Source organism: Neobacillus sp. OS1-2 (assembly GCF_030915505.1).
GTDB lineage: Bacteria > Bacillota > Bacilli > Bacillales > Cytobacillaceae > Neobacillus.
The window spans coordinates 3,127,338-3,149,091 of the sequence record NZ_CP133265.1 but is presented as its reverse complement, the minus strand read 5'-3'; the positions used below and the strand labels follow the sequence as shown (position 1 = coordinate 3,149,091).

20 protein-coding genes are annotated in these 21,754 nt (G+C 39.2%); 5 read left to right on the top strand and 15 right to left on the bottom strand.

From position 1 onward, the window contains the following. Positions 1 to 16: 16 nt before the first annotated feature. A complete protein-coding gene (locus RCG19_RS15525) occupies positions 17 to 1,432 on the bottom strand; it encodes a SpoVR family protein (protein WP_308107870.1) in 1,416 nt (471 codons plus the stop codon). Between the two features lie 275 nt (positions 1,433 to 1,707). Between RCG19_RS15525 and RCG19_RS15520 the strand changes: the two genes are divergently transcribed. Beyond that, complete coding sequence (locus RCG19_RS15520; RefSeq protein WP_166243111.1) at positions 1,708 to 1,962, top strand: YhdB family protein; 255 nt, start codon at positions 1,708 to 1,710, stop codon at positions 1,960 to 1,962. 98 nt (positions 1,963 to 2,060) lie between these two features. On the opposite strand, the gene RCG19_RS15515 is transcribed toward RCG19_RS15520, so the two are convergent. From RCG19_RS15515 to RCG19_RS15505, 3 genes are all read right to left on the bottom strand, one after another. Then, a complete protein-coding gene (locus tag RCG19_RS15515; RefSeq protein ID WP_308107869.1) occupies positions 2,061 to 2,783 on the bottom strand; it encodes an SDR family oxidoreductase in 723 nt (240 codons plus the stop codon). 43 nt (positions 2,784 to 2,826) lie between these two features. Continuing rightward, positions 2,827 to 4,569, bottom strand: coding sequence for a phospho-sugar mutase (locus RCG19_RS15510; RefSeq protein ID WP_308107868.1), 1,743 nt, complete (start codon positions 4,567 to 4,569; stop codon positions 2,827 to 2,829). Between the two features lie 202 nt (positions 4,570 to 4,771). After that, complete coding sequence (locus RCG19_RS15505) at positions 4,772 to 5,158, bottom strand: YhcU family protein (RefSeq protein WP_308107867.1); 387 nt, start codon at positions 5,156 to 5,158, stop codon at positions 4,772 to 4,774. 109 nt (positions 5,159 to 5,267) lie between these two features. Here RCG19_RS15505 and RCG19_RS15500 point away from each other — a divergent pair, with 109 nt between their 5' ends. Continuing rightward, positions 5,268 to 6,191: an RluA family pseudouridine synthase gene (locus tag RCG19_RS15500; protein WP_308107866.1), complete on the top strand. Its 924-nt coding sequence runs from the start codon at positions 5,268 to 5,270 to the stop codon at positions 6,189 to 6,191. A gap of 57 nt (positions 6,192 to 6,248) precedes the next feature. On the opposite strand, the gene RCG19_RS15495 is transcribed toward RCG19_RS15500, so the two are convergent. Further along, positions 6,249 to 6,503: a GlsB/YeaQ/YmgE family stress response membrane protein gene (locus RCG19_RS15495; RefSeq protein WP_166243101.1), complete on the bottom strand. Its 255-nt coding sequence runs from the start codon at positions 6,501 to 6,503 to the stop codon at positions 6,249 to 6,251. A gap of 360 nt (positions 6,504 to 6,863) precedes the next feature. Between RCG19_RS15495 and RCG19_RS15490 the strand changes: the two genes are divergently transcribed. Continuing rightward, complete coding sequence (locus tag RCG19_RS15490; protein ID WP_166243099.1) at positions 6,864 to 7,481, top strand: DUF47 domain-containing protein; 618 nt, start codon at positions 6,864 to 6,866, stop codon at positions 7,479 to 7,481. Positions 7,482 to 7,492: 11 nt separating this feature from the next. Beyond that, on the top strand, positions 7,493 to 8,494 hold the full coding sequence (locus RCG19_RS15485; protein ID WP_308107864.1) for an inorganic phosphate transporter: 1,002 nt from the start codon (positions 7,493 to 7,495) through the stop codon (positions 8,492 to 8,494). A gap of 53 nt (positions 8,495 to 8,547) precedes the next feature. On the opposite strand, the gene RCG19_RS15480 is transcribed toward RCG19_RS15485, so the two are convergent. From RCG19_RS15480 to deoC, 6 genes are all read right to left on the bottom strand, one after another. Further along, complete coding sequence (locus RCG19_RS15480; RefSeq protein WP_308107863.1) at positions 8,548 to 11,796, bottom strand: hypothetical protein; 3,249 nt, start codon at positions 11,794 to 11,796, stop codon at positions 8,548 to 8,550. Continuing rightward, the gene (locus RCG19_RS15475) at positions 11,793 to 13,205 is read right to left on the bottom strand and encodes a glycosyltransferase family 2 protein (RefSeq protein ID WP_308107862.1); all 1,413 of its coding nucleotides are present in this window, start codon (positions 13,203 to 13,205) and stop codon (positions 11,793 to 11,795) included. The genes RCG19_RS15480 and RCG19_RS15475 overlap by 4 nt, the downstream gene beginning before the upstream one ends. A 3-nt stretch (positions 13,206 to 13,208) precedes the next feature. Further along, positions 13,209 to 14,267: a HEAT repeat domain-containing protein gene (locus tag RCG19_RS15470; RefSeq protein ID WP_308107861.1), complete on the bottom strand. Its 1,059-nt coding sequence runs from the start codon at positions 14,265 to 14,267 to the stop codon at positions 13,209 to 13,211. Positions 14,268 to 14,335: 68 nt separating this feature from the next. Then, positions 14,336 to 15,139 (bottom strand): pyrroline-5-carboxylate reductase, encoded by an 804-nt coding sequence (gene proC / locus RCG19_RS15465; protein ID WP_308107860.1) that lies wholly within the window; start codon positions 15,137 to 15,139, stop codon positions 14,336 to 14,338. Between the two features lie 19 nt (positions 15,140 to 15,158). Then, positions 15,159 to 15,671, bottom strand: a complete 513-nt coding sequence (locus RCG19_RS15460; protein ID WP_308107859.1) for a DUF3189 family protein — start codon at positions 15,669 to 15,671, stop codon at positions 15,159 to 15,161. Between the two features lie 136 nt (positions 15,672 to 15,807). Then, a complete protein-coding gene (gene deoC, locus RCG19_RS15455; RefSeq protein WP_308107857.1) occupies positions 15,808 to 16,482 on the bottom strand; it encodes a deoxyribose-phosphate aldolase in 675 nt (224 codons plus the stop codon). Positions 16,483 to 16,703: 221 nt separating this feature from the next. Between deoC and RCG19_RS15450 the strand changes: the two genes are divergently transcribed. Further along, positions 16,704 to 18,878 carry an MMPL family transporter gene (locus RCG19_RS15450; protein WP_308107856.1) on the top strand — a complete coding sequence of 725 codons (2,175 nt, stop codon included), beginning with the start codon at positions 16,704 to 16,706 and terminating at the stop codon, positions 18,876 to 18,878. Between the two features lie 18 nt (positions 18,879 to 18,896). Here RCG19_RS15450 and RCG19_RS15445 read toward each other — a convergent pair whose 3' ends face one another. From RCG19_RS15445 to RCG19_RS15430, 4 genes are all read right to left on the bottom strand, one after another. Beyond that, the gene (locus RCG19_RS15445) at positions 18,897 to 19,238 is read right to left on the bottom strand and encodes a cupin domain-containing protein (RefSeq protein ID WP_166243132.1); all 342 of its coding nucleotides are present in this window, start codon (positions 19,236 to 19,238) and stop codon (positions 18,897 to 18,899) included. Positions 19,239 to 19,382: 144 nt separating this feature from the next. Then, a complete protein-coding gene (locus tag RCG19_RS15440; RefSeq protein ID WP_308111004.1) occupies positions 19,383 to 19,931 on the bottom strand; it encodes a 2-oxoacid:ferredoxin oxidoreductase subunit gamma family protein in 549 nt (182 codons plus the stop codon). Further along, complete coding sequence (locus RCG19_RS15435) at positions 19,931 to 20,686, bottom strand: thiamine pyrophosphate-dependent enzyme (RefSeq protein WP_308107855.1); 756 nt, start codon at positions 20,684 to 20,686, stop codon at positions 19,931 to 19,933. Before RCG19_RS15435 ends, RCG19_RS15440 begins: the two co-directional genes overlap by 1 nt. Continuing rightward, entirely contained in the window at positions 20,683 to 21,747 is a 1,065-nt protein-coding gene (locus RCG19_RS15430) for a 3-methyl-2-oxobutanoate dehydrogenase subunit VorB (protein WP_308107854.1), read from the bottom strand. Before RCG19_RS15430 ends, RCG19_RS15435 begins: the two co-directional genes overlap by 4 nt. Between the last annotated feature and the right edge of the window lie 7 nt (positions 21,748 to 21,754).

Here is a 21,754-nt window from a genome sequence, read left to right as displayed (position 1 = left end):
TATCCGCAATTGTCAGTTATAAATATTTCCTATGGACCCCTTTCCCATCATACGAAAACAACATTTTTCTTTCTTCAATCATCGTTTCGATATGAACTGGCCTGCCCCACAGTTGCTGGATATAAGGGAGCACCTTTTCAAGGTATTTAACATCTAATTCGATTCCCTCATACCAGTGTTTTACATACAACTCCCCATTTTTCAAGTAGTCGCCATCATTGACAGTAAGATAGGGAAATCCACCGTTTACCCGCATATTTACGAGCTGATCACGGATATGCTCCCACTCCTTATCAACTACCTTATAATCCCGGCCTTGCTTTTGGAAAAGATACATGTCTTCTCTCATGACCAGATCTTTATTTAAGTAATTGCGGAGGAAAGAAATATCCGATTCCACCTCACGAACCTCAAACATTTTTTCCCTTCCTGAACCGGGTTCAACGCCCCTTCGCTTCATTTCCTCTGTTGGATTGTTATACCGCTCTTCAATATCTTCAAAAATTTTAATGCCTAAATAATATGGGTTTATTCCCGTTTTGGATGGTTGAACAACCCCGGCATTTAATTTAGCAAATTCAATGGATTCTCCGCTAGTTAAATCCATTTCTCGTAAAATCCGCTGGTGCCAAAATGAAGCCCAGCCTTCATTCATGATTTTTGTTTCAAGCTGAGGCCAGAAATAAAGCATTTCTTCCCGCATCATTGTCAAGATATCCCGCTGCCAATCTTCAAGCTCTCTGCTGTAGGTTTCAATAAATAGCAAAAGGTCCTTTTCCGGCCTAGGTGGAAATTTCCTTTTCTTTGGTTGCTCTTCTGTCTTTTTTTCCTTCTCGTCAAGCTTCCATAGGTCATCATATGGTGTGATTACTTGATGCTCCTGCTCCTCGTCCTCCTCATAATCACCAATCGTCCAAGAAAGCTTCGGCCTCATCAAGGAAGGATCAATGTGCTCATCAATTGCCAGGACTGCATCTAGAAAAGTCTCCACTTCTTTTTTACCATATTGAATTTCATATTGGTGAATTCGGTCTGCGGTAGCTGCCATACTTTCAACCATATCTCGTTTTGTATTTTGGAAACGGACATTGTTTTTAAAGAAATCACAATGGGCCAATACGTGAGCAACAATCAGTTTGTTTTGAATTAAAGAATTTGAGTCCAGCAAGAAGGCATAACACGGGTTTGAGTTAATGACAAGCTCGTATATTTTACTAAGTCCTAAATCATAATGCAGTTTCATTTTGTGAAATTGCTTCCCAAAGCTCCAATGAGAAAATCGGGTTGGCATCCCGTAGGCCCCAAAGGTATAAATAATTTCGGCGGGACAAATTTCGTACCTCATCGGATAAAAATCCAAGCCAAAGCCGGTTGCGATTTCCGTAATCTCACTGATGGCATATTCAAGCTGCTTGCGACCTTCTACATTCATTCGCCACTCCCCCTTTTCCTCTTACCACAATGTATGAAGGGAAGACGGGAATGATGAAACAAGATAGAATAAACTACTTCTATTTTTCCCTAAAACAATAAGTTAATGAGGATGGCATAATCTTCCTCTGATACAAATAAGCCCAACTCTTTATTTATTTATACAGGAAAATGTTGAAAACAGCGTAAACACGGGGTGTCCAACATTTTCTGTGAGAGTTATTTCCGGATTGTCATACAATAACATCAACTCCTAATGAGGAGGAGAGAAAACAGATGAATAAAGTGGATTACGACAGGGCGTTATACTATACGCACCGATCTGAGTGGGACAATTTATTGATTTTAATGGTACGAACAAAAGATCAATTTTTATCTAAGAAGATAGAACAATTCCTGCATGCCTACAATTTCGAAAAGGACTACACTGTCCTTGAATCAAAACTTTATAATCTCCTTCGTTACATCGACCATGCTAACGAATTCATTGAACCTGATGCCAATGAGATACCGTTGTATAGTCTTTCCTGAAAACTTAGTGAATACCGAATTTGTTTGAGTGAATTTTTTACAACCGGGTAAAAGAATTCCACCAAAAAAACGGCTTCCCACTTGGAAGCCGTTTTCCGTTATGCAATCGGATATTGTTGTACAAATGGGTGTAAGACGATTTCGTCAATCAGCATGTGCTTAGGAGCAGAAGCCATATAAACGACTGCATTAGCAATGTCCTCCACCTTGAGCCAATCCTTTTTCTCTGCAAGTCCTTGTGTTGATTCGGCGAAATAAGTATCGACCATACCAGGATTGATTGTACCGACGCGGATTCCATATTCCCTTACTTCCTGAGCAACTGAACCGGAAAAACCTTGGACTGCATATTTTGTTGCGGTATAGGCAGCACCATTCGGTATGGTATATCGGGCAACATCCGAAGAAATGGTAATAATCGTGCCCGATTTCTGCTCCTTCATATGTGGAAGGACTGCCTTTGTCGCCAGGAACACACCTTGGACATTTACCTCAAAGATTTTCTTCCACTCATCTACGGTTACTTCTTCCGTTAATTTAAAGAAGCCAACACCCGCATTATTTACAAGAACATCTACTGTTCCATATGTTTCAATTGTTTTTCGAACGACATTTTGCATGTCTGCTTCCTTCGAAACATCTGCTTGGACAGGAAGAATATGGGTATAACCCATATTCAGTAATTCATCAGCCGTTTCGGTAACTTGCGAAGAACTTCCTACAATTGTTAATTTCATTCCCTGCTCAGCAAGTTTCACTGCAATTTCTCTTCCTATACCTCGCGATGCGCCCGTTACAATGGCAACTTGTTCTTTTAACACTTTTTATCATCCCTTCATGATGAGATTTAATGAACATCATTTATTACATTTGTTGAACTACTTTCACCTTTTCATCTACTAGTTCCATAAAGTCCTTTTCAACAGTATGAAGTTTTGAAATACTTTCAGCAAGGCTATCACACCTTACACCAAAATAGAATTTTACTTTTGGTTCTGTTCCCGATGGTCTTAGACATACCCATGAACCATCTTCAAAAATATATTTCAAGACATTCGATTTAGGCAAATCAATTTTTTCTTCTCCATTTTGTGTTATGCGGGTACTTGTTAGATAGTCTTCAGTAGCATAGGTGCTTAATTCACCCAGGTTTGTAAATGATTCATTTCTGAATGAGGTCAAAAGACGCTGGATCATTTCTGACCCTTCTTTTCCTTTTAGCGTTAAGGAACGAAGGCCTTCACGATAAAATCCATATTTTTCAAATACCTGAATCAAGCCTTCGTAAAGGGTCATGCCTTGTTTTTTATAATAAGCGCATACTTCTGTTGCCAACAATGCCGCTTGGACTGCGTCCTTATCACGGGCAAAATCACCAATTAAATAGCCGTAGGATTCCTCATACCCAAATAGGAAAGTATGGTCCCCTGTAGCTTCATATTGGTCAATTTTTTCAGCAATAAACTTAAAGCCTGTTAAAACATCAACTGTTTCTAATTGGTAGGATGAAGCAATATTCCGGCCTATTTCAGAGGTAACAATTGTTTTTAATACAACGCCATTTTGTGGCAATGTTCCTTTTTCCTTCTTCTGGGTAAGCAAATAGTCAAGTAATAATGCCCCTGTTTGATTTCCTGTAAGAACAACATATTCACCTTCATGATTTAAAACAGCAATCCCTAATCGATCGGCGTCTGGATCAGTCGCAATTAAAAGGTCTGCCCCTACCTTTTTTCCATCACGAATAGCTAATTCGAAGGCAGCATGTTCTTCTGGATTTGGACTTTTCACAGTTGAAAATTCCGGATCCGGCTGTTCTTGCTCTTTTACAACTGTTACATTTTTATAACCCAAGGCAGCAAGTGCGGCACGAACAGGTTTATTTGCCGTACCATGTAAAGGAGTGAAAACAATCTTAATATCTGTTTCTTCCGAAAGTCCCGGATTCTCGGAAATCGTTTTTAACTTTTCAATGTATGCTTGATCAATTTCTGAACCAATCGTCTTAATTAGCCCTGATCCTCTTAATTGGTCCTCACTATCAACCTTTATTAATAATTCATTTTCGATATTGTTTACTTTTGCGATGACTTCATCAGCTGCATCTGGAGGAAGCTGACCACCATCAGATCCATATACTTTATATCCATTATATTCAGGTGGATTATGGCTGGCAGTAATGACAATACCAGAAAAGGCATTTAAGGTTCGTAAAGCAAACGAGAGCTCCGGAGTTGGTCTAAGTTCATCAAACACATACGTTTGAATACCCTTTGTTGCGAGTGTCCTTGCCGCCTCCAATGCGAATTCCGGGGATTTATGACGCGAATCATATGCAATGACAACACCACGTTTTTTTGCTTCTTCACCATGTTCTACTATGTAATCTGCTAAGCCGGCTGATGCTTTACGTACGGTATACAAATTCATTCGGTTTGTCCCAACTCCGATTTCACCGCGCATTCCACCCGTTCCAAATTCTAAGTTCTTGTAAAAAGAATCTTCTAATTGCTTTTCATCATTCTTCAATGTTTCTAATTGATTCTTTAATTCTAGATCCAATCCGTCAAATTCAATCCAGCTATTTGCAATTACTTTCCAATTCATATGGTGTCTCCTCCAATTTCTGTTTTATTATGTATTGTTTCTAAGTTCTTGCTCGTTACTCCTGCAAAACGGATGCAAAATAAGCCGACAATTTTTGCTATGAAGCAGGTGAATACAATCACATTCTATCATACCTTAAATTTACTTCCATAAGAGTAAAACTAAAAAAAAGCCTGCAAAAATTACAGGCTTTTCCTCTTTTCTAAATAATTAATTCATTATCAGCCTTTGTAAATATACTAAGCATGGTATTTTTCATTCTTTTTACATCAACAAATTGTTGAAATTCAAACGGAAAAAACAATCCAAATTCTTGAAGAGTTGCAACGTTTTTGTCAAAAACAGCTTCGTATTGCTCATCAAGTGGAGAAGATTCAAGTATAGATATGATTGTTTGAATACAAGTCATCACCTGAAAGGCATCTTTTAATGTGTTAAAATCTTCAGGAGTACGTAAAACCTTTAACTGTTTAAATTCACAAATTTCCTCATCACTATAATAAAGGGGAAAAATATTTGAATACACATACCTCACCAGTCCATTAATTTCTTCTTCTTGACTTGGTGTCGAGGCAAATACTATTTTCACTTGTAACCCACCTTTGCCATCGCTTTTTTCAGACGAATTTTATATCATAAGAATACCATAACTGCCGGTGTATTTACGGTGGTAATTAGTGGATGACGAAGGAGATAATATGTTTAAAACGGTACGTAAGGGAGAATGGCTCCATATTTTGGTCCCAGAAGAGTGGGACAGCAAAACAGTTGACTGGGTTTTTCGTCACTATTGGGAAGCACCCAAAAAATTAACACATCTTTTTCGAATGGAGAATAAAGTTTTAGTAGATGGTAGTCGTGCTAACTGGCATTTGCCTCTTAAAACAGGGTCAACACTGCTCGTAAAACTTTTTGTAGATGAGGAACCGCAAATAATCCCGACTTTCCACGATATTGACATCTTATTTGAAGATGAACATGTTTTGGTGATTAACAAGCCGGCATACATGAACACTCATCCAAATAATCCTTTAGTGGAGACCAACACACTTATGAACGCAGCTTCCTTCTATCTCCAATCTAAAGGAGAATGTCGGAATATCCGGCAAATTCATCGTTTAGACCGGGATACTTCTGGTGCTATCCTGTTGGCAAAGCATCCATTAGCTGGCGCAATATTAGATAATATGCTAGAGAAGCGTCATATAAAACGAACCTATATTGCTGCCGTACATGGACTGTTCCAGCAAAAAAAGGGGACAATCCATCTGCCAATTGGCCGTGATCGCCATCATGCAACGAAACGAAGAGTTTCACCATCCGGTCAGGAAGCTACTACCCATTTTCAATTGGTAAAAGAAGATAAACACAAACAGCTTTCCTATGTAAAATGCTGGCTTGAGACAGGAAGAACCCATCAGATAAGGGTACATTTAAGTCATATAGGACATCCCATAGTGGGCGATATCGAATATGGCGGAAAGCCCTTAACGAAAAGGCAAGCATTACATGCCGCCAAACTTGAATTTAGCCACCCTTTAACAAAAGAAAAAGTGATATGTCATGCACCTGTGACGGATTCATTAGATATCTTTAAACAGATCGATATTTATTCAATCTAAACAGCAAAAGCCTCCCGCAATTGGGAGGCTTTTTACATCTAAGTTTTATGTGGTTAATTAATCAGCTTTTCTAAAGGCCCTCATAATGAAGCTTAGCAGTAGAACCAACACAGCAGAACCGATGATTGCCGGGATAATGGCAAAATCGGACACATGCGGCCCCCAATTACCTAATACCGCTGTTCCCAGCCATGCACCAACAAATCCAGCTATGATATTACCAATAATGCCACCAGGAATATTCCTGCCAACGATAAGACCTGCTAACCAGCCAATAATTCCACCGACTATTAATGCCCAAATGAAACTCATTATAGAACACTCCTTTTTAGTATTCATCTTTCATTTATTAGCATAAAGCTCAGGCAGTAGTGGAAAGAATTTTTTCATGCTGCCTGTATAGTTAAATTACCCCCATTTTATATTTTTACTCATAAAAAAATATAAACCGGAAATAATTAATCTGGTTTTGGAATCAGCGTAAACCAATTACATAAATTCATGATTCTAGGTAAAAGTAAGGAAGTGCATCTAACAAAGAGAAAAATTCTGAAGATTCTAATGTTAAGTTTTTGTAAATTTCACTGCTATATAATACTTTTTTCGACATTTTTCATATAAACTTATTGAGTTGATTCATAACTATGGATGATAAAAATGGGGGTAACATCAATGGCATTTAAGAAAGTGGATAAATTCTCAGCTCTTTTACGTAAAATTTCTGCCAATTTAGATGAAGGAGTAGATTTTTTCACAGAATATAAATTGAATAACATTAGTGATTTAAAAATCTTTTCCGAGAAAATGAAGGAATATGAAACCCAAGGGGATACATTTGTTCATGAAGTAATAAAAGAACTAAATGATGCTTTTATCACACCTATTGAACGTGAAGATATTTTACACCTTGCGATGAGCATGGATGATGTAATCGACGGCCTTGAAGCTACTTCTGCATTATTTGAAATGTATTCCATTACCCAAGCAGATGATTTTATGCTCCAGTTCGTTTCGGCCATTCAGGGAAGTGTTCATGAAATCGATAAGGCCGTTGAATTATTATCGAATAAAAAACTGCAACAAATTAGAGAACATGCCATTAAAATAAAGGATTACGAATCTAATTGCGATAATATTCTGCGTCAATCGATTAAACATTTATTTACGGTTGAAAAAGACCCAATTCGGATTATTCAATATAAAGAAATTTACGAAAATCTTGAAGATATTGCTGACTACTGCCAAACTGTCGCAAACACGCTTGAAACCATTATCATGAAAAATGCCTAAGGAGCAAAAAAATGAGCCTTTTATTCATACTAACGATAGCAATCGTAATATGTGCCCTTGCATTTGACTTTATTAATGGGTTCCATGATACTGCTAATGCAATCGCAACATCTGTTTCAACGAAAGCACTAAAACCACGTCACGCCATTTTGTTAGCAGCCATTATGAATTTTGTTGGAGCGATGACATTTACCGGAGTGGCAAAAACAATTTCAAAGGATATTGTTAATCCATTCGATCTTACCAATGGCTCTGTTGTTATTTTGGCCGCGTTATTATCGGCCGTCATCTGGAATTTACTTACCTGGTATTTTGGAATTCCAAGCAGTTCTTCACATGCGCTGATTGGATCGATTGCCGGGGCAGCTATCGCCGCTAGTGGTTTTGGTGTTCTAAACTATGGTGGATTTACTAAAATTATTGAAGCACTTATACTTTCGCCTATTATCGCTTTTGTAGTTGGTTATATAATTTACAGTATTTTCAAAGTGGCATTTAAGAATTTTAATTTAACAAAGACGAATCGAAATTTCCGTTTTATTCAAATAGCCACGGCAGCATTGCAATCCTATTCCCACGGAACAAATGATGCGCAGAAATCCATGGGGATTATCACCATGGCTCTAATTGCAAATGAGTATCTCCCCAAAGATGCGGATGTTCCTCTTTGGGTTCAAATATCCTGTGCCGCGGCGATGGGATTAGGTACGTCAATTGGCGGCTGGAAAATCATTAAAACCGTCGGCGGGAAAATAATGAAAATACGTCCAATTAACGGAGTGGCAGCTGATTTAACTGGCGCCGGGATTATTTTCGGTGCAAGCTTAATACACCTTCCGGTAAGTACGACACATGTTATCTCATCGGGAATCCTGGGAGTTGGTTCTGCACACCGGCTTAAAGGGGTTAAGTGGGATACAGCCCAGCGTATGCTTATCACCTGGGTCATTACCCTTCCGATTTCGGCATTAATCGCTGCGTTCCTTTACCTTATTCTAAATCTTATCTTTTAATATGTAAGCAACAAAAGAACCAGATTATTATTTGTATCTGGTTCTTTTGTTGCTTATTTTTCTATTTTTATTATGGATGTTCGGAATGTTTCCGCCATTATGTCATAAGATTTCTTCAAGCGTTCATAGTATATGGGAATATCCCAGCCATTCCAGCTGTAAATATAGGTAGCATTTTGCTGAAACCTGCCATTAACCGCTGTTGGAAATGATTGTTGCACCTTGCCTGCTTTTGTTGTAACAATGGCAACGCGGATACCGGTTGTTTCCACACCGGCTGATATGCCGTTTTCCCAAATGTCGCCGATCACTTCCTTTGAGCTAGGGTCTCTAACATTCAAAAGCTGCCATGGAATCCTTCCTTCGATCACCTTTTTATTGCTACCAATACTTATATCCGTTAAAGAATCAAACATTTTACTTTTTGGATTGGCATTTCCAAACCTCATGACACCCGTTTCATAATCCTGAAAGGGGATAACGGTTGCAGTAGAAGGAATGATTAGTTGTTTATTAAGTGCCAAACGGATGGGATGAAATACTCCATTGTCTTTTTGAGCGGCATTTGGCACTTCCGGAATCATGTGTAAAATTCTTGCATATTGGTAATAGAATGTATCATAATAACTATCGATCATTATCCTAGAGTCCCCTGCTCCTGCTAATTTGACAAAAAAATCTACACCATAATCCGTTTCAACCTTTGTATGCTCATTTAAAGAAATCTTGGTTTGTCCCTGATTCGGGGCAGTATCCAGGAGTAAGAAAACTCCTTGTTTAGACAAATTCACGGGACGATTATAGGTAACTAAAAAATAAAAATACCCGCTGTCCGATGTGAAACGAACTTCCTTTACATCCTTCTTTTTATCCGTCGACCAATAGCCCTTTTTTACTGCAGCCATGTCCCAATCTGAGGCTGTGCCATCCACAACTATCCCTGATGCCCTTTTTCCTGGTTCGAAACTAAGCAAACCAAAATGCTGCTCATTTGTTTGCTGGTTATTCCAATAGGGCCTGCGGTCGGGATTATCGAAATCCATCGTATTCCAGGTACGTTTAAACCATTCATCCTGCCATGTAAAAACTAGCCCGCCCGCATACCCTTCCGTTACGATTGATTGGTATAAACGGCTATTAATTTCCCCCTGCTCTTTCTCTGAAAGAAAGCCCTGATTCATTCCAAACGGATTTTTATGTGTTAATCCCCTTGATGATGGCACGCCAAATTCAGCAACTAAAACTGGCATTTGATGTGCAGGACGAAACTCATGAAGGTACCCTTCATAATTATTTTTCTTTCCTTTTCTATCTACATAATCAAGATACTTTTGCTCAAAGTTCATAAAATCCGGGTAGTAAGGATAGATGTGGTACGAAGCAAACATCCCAGCATGGAAGGATTGCGAGATCTTAATATGATTCGGATTAATTGAAACCATATCTTCCTTCTCAAGTGGTTCCGCGGGATGATGCAATAAATCAGTGGTCACCCAATTCGTAAAGCTAAGCGAATGCTGCCAGGAATATTGCTTTGCTTCGTAGGCAGCGGCATAATCCATAAGCCCAGCAAGCCAAACCTCAAATGGGCTTGCATTTTCCGTTTTAAAATAATTGCCCTTATATTGGGCTATTCCAGCATGGACAGTATTTGTATTCTTCACCATCTCTGGATCCCATTCCGTTCCAATGATCATTCCAAGGACATATTTGGAGATATCGTATTGATAAGTGCCTGCTGCATGTCCGGGGCGTTCGGCCAAATTGGAATTACCATGAATAATATCAATCATATTTCTTATTTCCAGCTTAGCGTCATCTACATTTATCCGGGCAAAGGCATCCTGAGTCTGTGTCAAATTCTCTTCACTGACCCATGTCCCATGAAATAAATATAAGGGCTGTTCAGCGATTTGATTATAGAGATAAAATGCTTCGTAGAATTGTGGCGGATGAAGCGTATAAATTCTTAAAGCATTTGCATTCATGGCTCCAATTGCTTTAAACCAGCGAAAATACTCTTCCTTCGTTATGGCTGTTTCGCCAGGAAAATAACCTGGTTTGCTAATCCCCATATTCACACCCTTGATAAGAAAGTCCTGCCACTTTCCACCTCTTTGAATTTGAATATACGTATTTCCGGTTTTGCTATTTGTCTTAACCCCGTTTTGTTCAACTAGTCCTATCTTTTCCTGTGATTTTACTTGCCTTAGCCCATGATGTAAAATATCTTTCATCATCGGTACATATGTCTGCCAGTAAAAAGAATCTTTTGCACCAAGTTTTCTTTTCCATGTATCAAAACCTTTTGTTTGATACATTCTCGGCACTTCCGCTTCATCCGCATAATCACCGGAAAAATAATAGGATGAGAATTTCGTATTTTGGTGATAAATGACTGCCGGGAAGCGGGCGGGAATCCCGTATCCTTCAAGCCTTTTCACTGCAGCATGTGAAATTGGCAAACGGTAAGAAGCCAAAATTTCATTCTTATCTCTTGCCTCGATAATATCGAACCAATACGGATATTTCCCCTTGATTTCATCGGTAAAATATTTCTTCCCCTTTTTTGATACTTCAAACAGTAGCCCTGTATCCTTAACCTCCTCTTTTCCGATAACCACTACATAATTATTTCTACCTACAAAAACAAAACCTTCTCCATCAAAGCCCCACTTCATATTTTGTTTCCGATAGTTCGCTTTGATCCACTCTGGCACTTCAGAATTCGAAAGATCCGAAAAATAGCGGCCAATCCAGCCAGACCATTCAACATTAAGTAAATTGGAGACTTCCTCCTTGGCCTTTTCTGAAGTGGGACTTGCAAACGTATTAAATTCTGCGATTAATGTCTTACCTTTTGATTCGATTAGTGCCCTTTCAATTTTATTAACTTCACTGGATGTAAGCCCGCCATAAACTTTTTTTGAATGTTTGCCTTCAGTATTCCTACGATTAATGTCCTCTTTATATACGCCATATTGATCAGTTAAATAGATCACATCAAACGGTTTTAAATCTCTTGGTAGGGGTGTAATCGTATATTCCTGTCCATTTTGCGGTTTAAAGCCTTTATAATCATTTTTTACTGAATATGGGGTTGTCCCATTTTTATAGTATTTTGCGTTGTTTAATATCCACACAAGTCCTTTATGTTCCCGGAAGGATTGAGTGGGTACTGTTTTATCCACGATTAACACGTTTAATTTTTTTGAAGGCTGAATCTTCCATAACCAAAAGGGGCTCGTCAAAAATAGGATGAGGAATACCGAATAGATCCATAGGTTGGTTTGTCTTTTCATTCCGAAACACCTTTTCTTTTCATTTCTCCCCAGCTTTTATCTCCTTTTAGCATCTGCCATACTCCTTCACAGCGCCAAAATACAGTTAGCGGTCGGTACCATAAAGTTTCTGTCAAGGAATAAAGGAATAACTTAAGGATATCTGTAACCTTGTGATATTTCGTCAAACTCCATTCTTCTAAAAGTACTGCTGCCATCGAAAAAATCGATCCGTATAAACAGGATAATAGAAATAATAAAATAGCAAATTCTATGTAAATTCCCCCGAGAACAAAACAGAGAACCATAAAAATATAGCCGGATAATTCAATAATTGGCCCCAAGAACTCCACAATCCAAAAGTAGGGAAAGGCCAGTAGTCCAATTGAACCGTATCTTGGATTAAAGCTTACTTTTTTATGGATCCATAAACTTTCAAATAGCCCTCGATGCCATCGTCTCCTCTGTCTTCTTAAAAATTTCATGTCTTCCGGAACTTCTGTCCAACATACAGGGTCAGGAACATAGACAATTTTCTTCTTTTCACCTTTTTCTCTCAATATCCGGTGCATTCTCACCACTAATTCCATATCCTCCCCAACCGTATCGGTTCGGTACCCGCCGGCAGCAATCACCCAATTCTTTGAAAAGACCCCAAAGGCACCAGAGATAATGAGCAATAGATTATGCCTGCTAAGACCAATCCTTCCCATTAAAAAAGCTCGTAAATACTCAATGATTTGCATAACAACTAATGGTTTATCTGATAACCCAATTTTTTCAATTCGCCCATTTTGAATATGACAACCATTCGCAATTCGTATACTTCCTCCGGAAGCAATCACTTCCTCATTAGAGTCGATAATCGGCTTCATCACCTTTAAAAAAGCATCCTGTTCAAGAACAGAATCACCATCTAAAGAACAAAAATACGGATAATGGGAAAAATTCAGGCCCACATTAAGCGCATCTGCTTTTCCTCCGTTCTCTTTATCAATAAAAAATAGGTTCGCAAATCTGGTGGATTGATAAATCTTTCCGATTGCTTTGGTGCTAATTTGTATGCGAACAACCTTTTGGATCTCTTTCATATCATAGTGATCAATCATTTTTTTGAGAGTATGGTCGGTGGAGCCATCGTTCACGACAATGACTTCAAATATTGGGTAATTCACACGTAATAAGGAACGTACACTATGGACAATACCTGCTTCTTCATTAAAGGCAGGGACGATAATCGAAACAGGTTTGGTGTAAATTCCTTCCAAGTAATCATCGTAGACCCGAATTCGATCAAGTTGGTATTCCTTACGAAGTTGAATCATGGAAATAAACAAAAATACGGTGTAAAAGATAATGACTAGTACCATATAACCGGCAATAAATGAAGCAAAAGCCGTAACAATGTCGCTCCAGTGAATAAAATGCATTGTTCATACCCCTTTATGGAGCCATTCCCAGGCCATGTCTTTTGCAAAAGGATCCTTTGATGTTTCTAAAACTGTTCGAAGAATATCTTTCCCGTTTCCAAATTGACAGATTGATTGGCCCGCTTGAGAACGAACCCACCATGTTTGATCGTGTAAAAGCTCGATTAATCTGGGCATGGCTTTTTCTTCTTTAACTGACCCCATTAGTTTTGCAGCAAGCATCCGTTCCTGCCATATTGTAGAATGGAGAAGATCTAAATAAGGATTAATATCTTCCACAAAGCCGATTTCTGCTAATGCCTTTAGGGCCCGTAGTTTTATTTCACCACAGTAGCTGAAAATAATATTTTCTAGGAAGGAAAGGTAATTGGTCTCCCTTTTTAACCCAATGACTTCAAGAACGGCTTTCTGTAAGGTAGAATCTGTCTGGTGGAAATAATCTATAAACTGTTGAAATTGTTGATTTTGTAAACGAATCAAGATATGACGATAATCATATTCAGTTAGATACTGATAGTGGTTGGTAAGCAAATGAAAGAGTGGTTTAAATTGAAACATGGCAAGGATTCTTAAAATATGGACCAATTCTTCATGGGAAAGCCGTTTATATTTCAATAATCTATTCACATCATTTAACAGGGAAATCATATTGAAGCCCTCAATATAGTACAGAGTATTCATACGTGTACTCCACTTTTTACTCTTAAGCCGCTTACGATAATTTTCCGTTAAATACATGGCTGCTAGTTCCGATAATCGGTTCTTTTCTACATAACCCTCTACTACTTTTAAATAACTACTCAACAGCTCTTCGATGGCCTTTTGCTGGATGACTGTTTCCGGCCACAGTTCACATGAAGAGATTCCATCGGTCACCAATTGAAAAATGTGGGGATTGTATTTTTCTTTATAGTATTCAATTTTCTTCATTTTCTTACTATCATGGGATTTTCGAATAAGGAGGTATACTAATAACATGACCAATATTGTTACTATTACGATGGTCATATTCGAAAGGATAAATAACTCATTTTCATATAGATAAGGCGTATGACTGTCCATAAACTACACCCTTCAATAATTACTATATAAAAAGAGGATCCAATTTAAGGGATCCAAAATTCTTAATACTAAGTAAGTGCTGTTACTTTTTTAGAACAACTCTCCATTGCTGCCAGGATGGTTCCTCGGAAATACTCCTTTTCCAGCGTTGCCACTGCCTCTATCGTGGCTCCCCCAGGCGTACAAACCTGGTCTTTTAGTTCCCCAGGATGTAATTCTGTTTCAAGTACCATTTTAGCAGCCCCTAAAACAGCCTGTGCTGCCAGCCGATACGCTTTATCTCTTGGTATTCCCTGACGTACACCACCATCTGCCATTGCTTCGATTAACATGTAAACATATGCTGGGGAAGAACCACTTATGGATGGAACGGCATCCATGACCTTTTCCTCAAGACGCTCCGTTTTCCCAAAACAACTGAACAAAACTTCCACCTCAGCAAGTTCATGTTCACTTATGTAATGATTTCCACAGATAACACTCATACCTTCCCCTACCAATGATGGCGTATTTGGCATCGTCCGGACTGCTTTTATTTGGTAACCAAATAACTGTTCTAGATTACCTAATGTAATTCCAGCAGCAATCGTTACAATGATGACATGCTGTTTCATATTCATTTTTATTTCATTAATGACCGATGGATGAAGATCTGGTTTCACCGCAAGAATAAGAATATCAGCATATCTTGCAACGTCAACATTATGTAACGATGTGGAAATACCATACTTCGCTTCAACTTTATCAACAGTTGTTTTTGTAGCAGAACTTGCCATAATATTTTCCCGAGGGATGACACCAGAATGAACCATTCCCGCAATCATGGCTTGAGCCATTTTCCCCGCCCCAATAAAACCTATCTTTTTTTCCATACTCTTCAACACCTTTTCTTTACTTATACATTTTATTTTCTAAGATAATCACATTTTCTGAAAAAGTGGTCCTCCCCACTTCTTTCGTATTTTCAACCAAGCGATAAATATTATCGCAGCATTGTTTGGCGCCTATCACTAATAACGGAACCCCAATTACGTCAATTTTTAACCCCCTTGAGAAAAATCCCCCCATTGACATGGCAAAGGGAACCGTCGGTGAGGTATTTGAAAAGACAATCTTTTCATCGAATTTAAACTTTTCCTGAAGCAGTAAACTCATTTCTTTTAATGCCGGAACAACATATTTATTCCTTTTGCGCCCGATCGTATACACTGGATTACTTTCATCATCAACACCGTGAAAGATTAGTTTTCCGAAGTCTTCCTTTGTTAATTTATTAAAGAAATTCACATTTAATATTTCCTCCCTTGAAAGTTTCCGCTCTGATTGAGGAAGTTGTTTTAAATGGTACGCAGCGGCTAGTGATGTCGTATGTGTTCCTCCATAATCATTATAAATATAAATCATGGTCTCATCCCTTTTATTTTCTATATTTATAGTATGTACTTAGACACTTTCTTCAATTCTGGGATGAATTTTTACTGTTAAGAGCAAAAAAGAAGCTACTCGTAAGAATAGCTCCATTTTTGCTTGATTTATATTCTTAATAGTTACTGTCTGAAAGTTCACCTTTGGCGATGGAAACACCGGAACTGGCACCAATCCGGGTAGCTCCTGCCTCAACCATTGCAACTGCATCTTCACGGCTGCGGACACCACCGGATGCCTTCACACCTATCTCAGGGCCGACTGTTTGACGCATTAAGCGGATATCCTCGACGGTTGCTCCTCCAGTCGAAAAACCTGTAGATGTTTTGACAAAATTTGCTCCTGCTTTTACAGAAAGCTCACATGCTCTTACTTTTTCCTCATTCGTTAATAAGCACGTTTCGATGATTACCTTTACAATTGCCTTTCCCTTTGCAGCTTCGACAATAGCGCGGATATCTTTTTCAACCAATTCGTCCTGGCCATCTTTTAGGGCCGCTATGTTGATGACCATATCAATTTCATTTGCGCCATTTTCAATGGCATTTTTTGTTTCAAAAGCCTTTGTTTCAGTTGTTGAGGCACCTAGAGGGAAGCCAATTACAGTACAAACCTTTACTTCATTAGTATCTGCAAGCATGTCAGCAGCTGTTTTAACCCAAGTTGGGTTTACACACACTGACGCAAATAAATACTTTTTTGCTTCCTCGACAATTTTAATGATTTCTTCACGTGTTGCATCAGCTTTTAATAAGGTATGATCGATCATTCTAACAACATTTTGAGACATTTTTACACCTTCCTATTTAATAGAATTTTTATTTCAATTAGTACTTTAACATAATGTTACTATAACAAAGAAATTGAACATTTGTAAATACCAATGTGAACAAAATTTCACTTTGAGTTTATTGTATTTCAGTGGTCTAACTAGACACAAAAAAGACAACGGATTACCTTATCAATCTTATGTATACTATTATCATAGAACTCGATAATGGAGGTTATCACGTGCAGAAATTGGGTAGTTACATCTACCGGAATCGCAAATGGGTGCTGTTGATTTGGATAGCAGTGATTTGCGTCTTAGGATTTTTCGCATTGAAATTACCCTCAGTTTTAAGTGGGAATGGTTTCGAATACAAGGGTGAATACGCCGCAACAAGGAAAGTCATGGAAAATAACTTTGGACAAGCTAAATCCTCGATTATTCTGGTTTTTGAAAAGAAGCAAACAGTTAGTGAAGACCGCTTTAGGACCTTTATTGAAGAAACATTTGAAAAGTTAGCTGACTTTAATGGGGCTAAACAAATCATCACTCCTTTCGAACGAGAAGGAATGATCAAGGGTCAGTATGCTTATGGCCTTCTCACATTTAACAAAAAAGCTGAAAGCCTTGGCAATGAAATTGAGCAATTAAATGGCCTGCTTAAAAACAAACAGGGTTTAAAGGTCACCATGACGGGGGAACCGATCATTGTCCAAGACTTAAATGTTGCCAGTCAGGAGGATTTGGCCAAAGCAGAAATGATTGGTTTACCGATTGCCTTAGTCGTCCTCATTTTTGCATTCGGTGGTCTGGTTGCTGCGTCGCTGCCGCTTGTAATCGGGGTAGTTTCCATTTTGACGACAATGGGAACTGTTTATTTTTTCAGTTATGGTGCTGATTTAACCATCTTTATTTTAAATATTGTCCCAATGATTGGCCTCGCTCTAAGCATCGATTTTGCTTTGTTATTTATCAATCGGTACAAAGAAGAAGTTAAGACGAAATCCATCCGTGAAGCACTTGAGATTACTGTCGCCACTGCAGGTCGGTCGATTATCTTTTCTGGGCTATGTGTGTTTATCGGGTTATCAGGGCTTTGGTTTATCAAGATTGATATTTTTCAAAATGTTGCCCTTGGCGGGATGACCGTTGTCTTCATTTCTGCACTATGCGCCTTAACCTTTCTTCCCGCCCTCCTTGCTATTTTAGGGGAAAATATTAACAAACTGAGTATTTTTAAGATATCGAAAACCCAAACAAGCATATGGCATAAATTTGCTGGTCTGGTGATGAAACGCCCGATTATGATGGTCACAGCGGCACTTGTTATTCTGTTAGTCGGGCTTATTCCAGTAAAGCAAATGGTTTTAGCCATTCCAGGGACAGATTCCCTACCAACAAACTACCCTTCAAGGTTAGCCTTAGAAACATTTCAGGACCATTTTATTGCCAGCGAAAAACGCGATGAGAAAAAGGTTACTATTGTCCTCCAATCCCAGGGCAGCATGATGGATAAAAGGAATTTAGAAAAAGTTAGTCAGATAATTAACAAACTTGAGAAAGACCAACTAGTATCTATAGTTGACTCACCATTTTCAGCGTCAGGAATAAAAGAGGTTGATCAGCTATTTCAATTTCTTATCCATGGTGACAAAGCCATGGTGGCGCAGGTTACAAACTACTTTATCAGAGACAATCAATTACGCTTGGATGTGTATTTAAAAACAGGTGAGCATTCTGCTAAAGCTAGAAAATGGGTAAGTGAGTGGACTGAAAGGGATCTAGGATTAAAGGCATCTTTCGGCGGACCCATTAAATTTGAGCAGGAAATTTTTGCGGAGATAGTTAAAAAAGCACCATATGGATTAGTATTAATTGTTGTTTCTACCTTCGTTATTCTAATGGCGGCCTTCCGATCCATTCTGATTCCTATAAAAGCCATCTTAATGAACGTTTTAAGCCTGGGCTGTACTTTTGGGATTGTCGTTTGGATTTTTCAGCAGGGACATTTAGGAATCACACCAGTAGATATTGCTTTAATTTTGCCCGTATTCGTGTTTACCCTTGTTTTCGGCTTGTCAATGGATTATGAGGTCTTTCTTATCTCAAGGATTCAGGAGTTTTATTTAAGTTCAGGTGATAACAGCCAAGCAACCATTGCCGGTCTAACCTACACAAGTAAGATTATTACTTCCGCAGCAGCCATCATGATTGTGGTTACAGGAGCGTTTGCCTTTACGGGTGTCATGCCTGTAAAGCAGCTTGGTGTAGGCATTGCTATCGCCATATTTATAGATGCAACGATTGTGAGGATGGTGTTAGTACCCGCTTTAATGAAGCTGTTAGGGGATTGGAATTGGTGGTTTTTTGGCTATAAACAAAAACAGCGCAGAGAAAGTCGCAAAAAGCCAGCCTAACTTTAGGCTGGCTTCCATTTAAATATTTTTAGCATAATTTTCATTTGGGATTTTACTTAAAACGACATATAAACTTAGTGGTTCACTTCCGTTATTGTTAAAGGCCATCTCTTCTTCACTAGTTACATGAATAAGATCTGCCTCTGCTACTTCTGTCTCCGCACCGTCAATGATGATTGTTCCATTTCCAGTTACAACATATAAATAAACCTCTGTTCCCGGATGTCTGTGTGCCGGAAGCTGCTGACCTGGCATAAAGTTCAAAATAAATGCTGTTGTTTCACCTTTTTTATAGATTACTCGTTTCGTAAATCTTTCTTCGCTATATTCCATGAATGCTTTAACTGAACTTTTTTCCATCATTAATTCCTCCTTGATTATCGATATCGTAAGTTTAATCGAAAATCACTTTTAATTAATTGACTCATATCAAGTTTTTAGTATGTCACAATTTTTACATATTTATCGAAAAAGGAAGCCCAAAAAACAGCCTACTTCCTCTCATTAAGCCATGTGTACCTTAACAAGCGAAGCTCCTTTTTCTAATGCAAGTTTGTTGATCTCTATTAAATGGTATTTATCAGGTGAAAGAACTTTCTTTAATGATTCAATGATGGAATCATTCGAAACAAGCTTGCTGCGCTCCAAATAGGCCCCTAATAAAATCATATTTGCCACTCGAGTATTTCCAAGGTCGTTAGCCATGTCTGTTGCACTGATTTCGATGACTTTTATATCCTTGCGTCCCGAGACTCTATTCACCAGTGAAGAATTAAGCATTAACATCCCGCCAGGGCGAACTCGCGGTTCGAATTTATCGAATGATGGGTTATTCAATACAATCGCTGTCGATGGTCTTGTAACGAGCGGTGACCCAACAGGCTCATCACTGACAACAACGGCACAGTTAGCCGTACCTCCCCGTTGTTCCGGTCCATAGGAAGGAAGCCATGAAACACCTTTTCCTTCAAGCATACCGGCGTAGGCAATCAATTGCCCCATAGACATAACTCCCTGACCGCCGAATCCTGCAATAATGATTTCCTCTAGCATCACTTTTTCACTTCCTCGCTGTTTTTATAAACACCAAGGGGATAGACAGGAACCATATTGTCCTTTACCCAGTCAAGGGATTCCACTGGGTCAAGTCCCCAGTTTGTCGGGCATGTAGAAAGTATTTCAATCATGGAAAATCCCAAGCCTTTTTTCTGGGTTTCAAATGCCTTCTTAATAGCCTTTTTTGCCTTTTGTATATGTGGAACATCATGGGTGGAAACCCGCTCAATATATGCTGCGCCATCAAGTGTCGCAATCATTTCACAAACCTTAATTGGTGACCCTTGAATCGCAACATCACGTCCGAAGGGGGTGGTCGCCGTTTTTTGACCAATCAATGTGGTAGGTGCCATTTGTCCGCCTGTCATCCCGTAAATAGCATTATTGACAAAAATAACGGTGATCTTCTCTCCCCTCGCCGCAGCATGAATGACTTCACTAATTCCAATTGAAGCAAGATCCCCGTCACCTTGATACGTAAAGACAAACCGATTCGGCAGAACCCGCTTCACTCCCGTGGCCACTGCTGGGGCACGTCCATGTGCCGCCTGTGTCATATCACAATTAAAATATTCATACGATAACACCGAACATCCTACCGATGCCACCCCAATTGTATCTTCTAAAATATCCATTTCCTCTAACACTTCGCCAACAAGTCTGTGTATCACACCGTGCGTGCAGCCGGGACAATAGTGTGTAGGCTTGTCTGTCAAACCGTCTGTTCTTTTAAAAACCGTTTTCATGGTCATATCGTTACCCCTCCGGCTACCGACTTAATCTTCTCATAAATCTCTTCTTGCGTTGGAACCACACCGCCTGTTCGACCGTAAAAGTCTACGGGGGCACGACCATTCACAGCAAGCCTGACATCTTCGATCATTTGACCGGCGCTCATTTCAACAGAGATATATGCTTTTACCCGATCCCTTGTTTCAATAAACGGCTTATCCGGAAATGGCCATAGGGAAATCGGTCTTATTAATCCAACCTTGATTCCTTCATGTCTTGCTCTGTTAATGGCATTCATGGTAATCCTGGCCACCGTCCCGAATGCCACCATAATATAATCTGCGTCATCGGTTTGGTATGTTTCATAACGAACTTCATTTTCTCTTATTAAAGCAAATTTTTTCTGCAGATTTTGGTTACGTTTTTCCAAACTTTCTGCATCAAGTTCAAGTGACGTGATAATTTTGGGACCGCCGTCACCTCGTGTACCTGTTGTTGCCCATTCTTTATTAAACTGTTCTATTTCGGTACGTTCGCCAAAATCAACAGGTTCCATCATTTGCCCAAGCATCCCATCGCCCATTATGATCACCGGTGTCCGGTAACGGTCAGCAATGTCGAATGCCGCTTGTGTCAATTCCACGATTTCCTGTAAGCTTGCTGGTGCTAAAACCGGGATGTTGTAGTCCCCATGTCCGCCCCCTTTTGTTACTTGATAATAATCCGATTGGGCAGGCTGAATATTGCCAAGTCCTGGGCCGCCGCGAACGATGTTACAGATGACTGCAGGAAGTTCTGATCCCACTAAATAGGATATTCCCTCTTGCTTCAAACTGAATCCTGGACTTGAGGAGGAGGTCATTACCCTGACACCTGTGCCCGCTGCCCCATACACCATATTAATCGCCGCTATTTCACTTTCAGCCTGTAAAAATAATCCGCCTACTTCCGGCAGCCTTCTTGCCATATAAGCAACAAGTTCACTCTGCGGTGTAATCGGATAGCCAAAAAAGTACTTACATCCTGCATGTACGGCCGCTTCCGCAATCACTTCATTTCCTTTCATTAACACTTTACCCATGAGAATA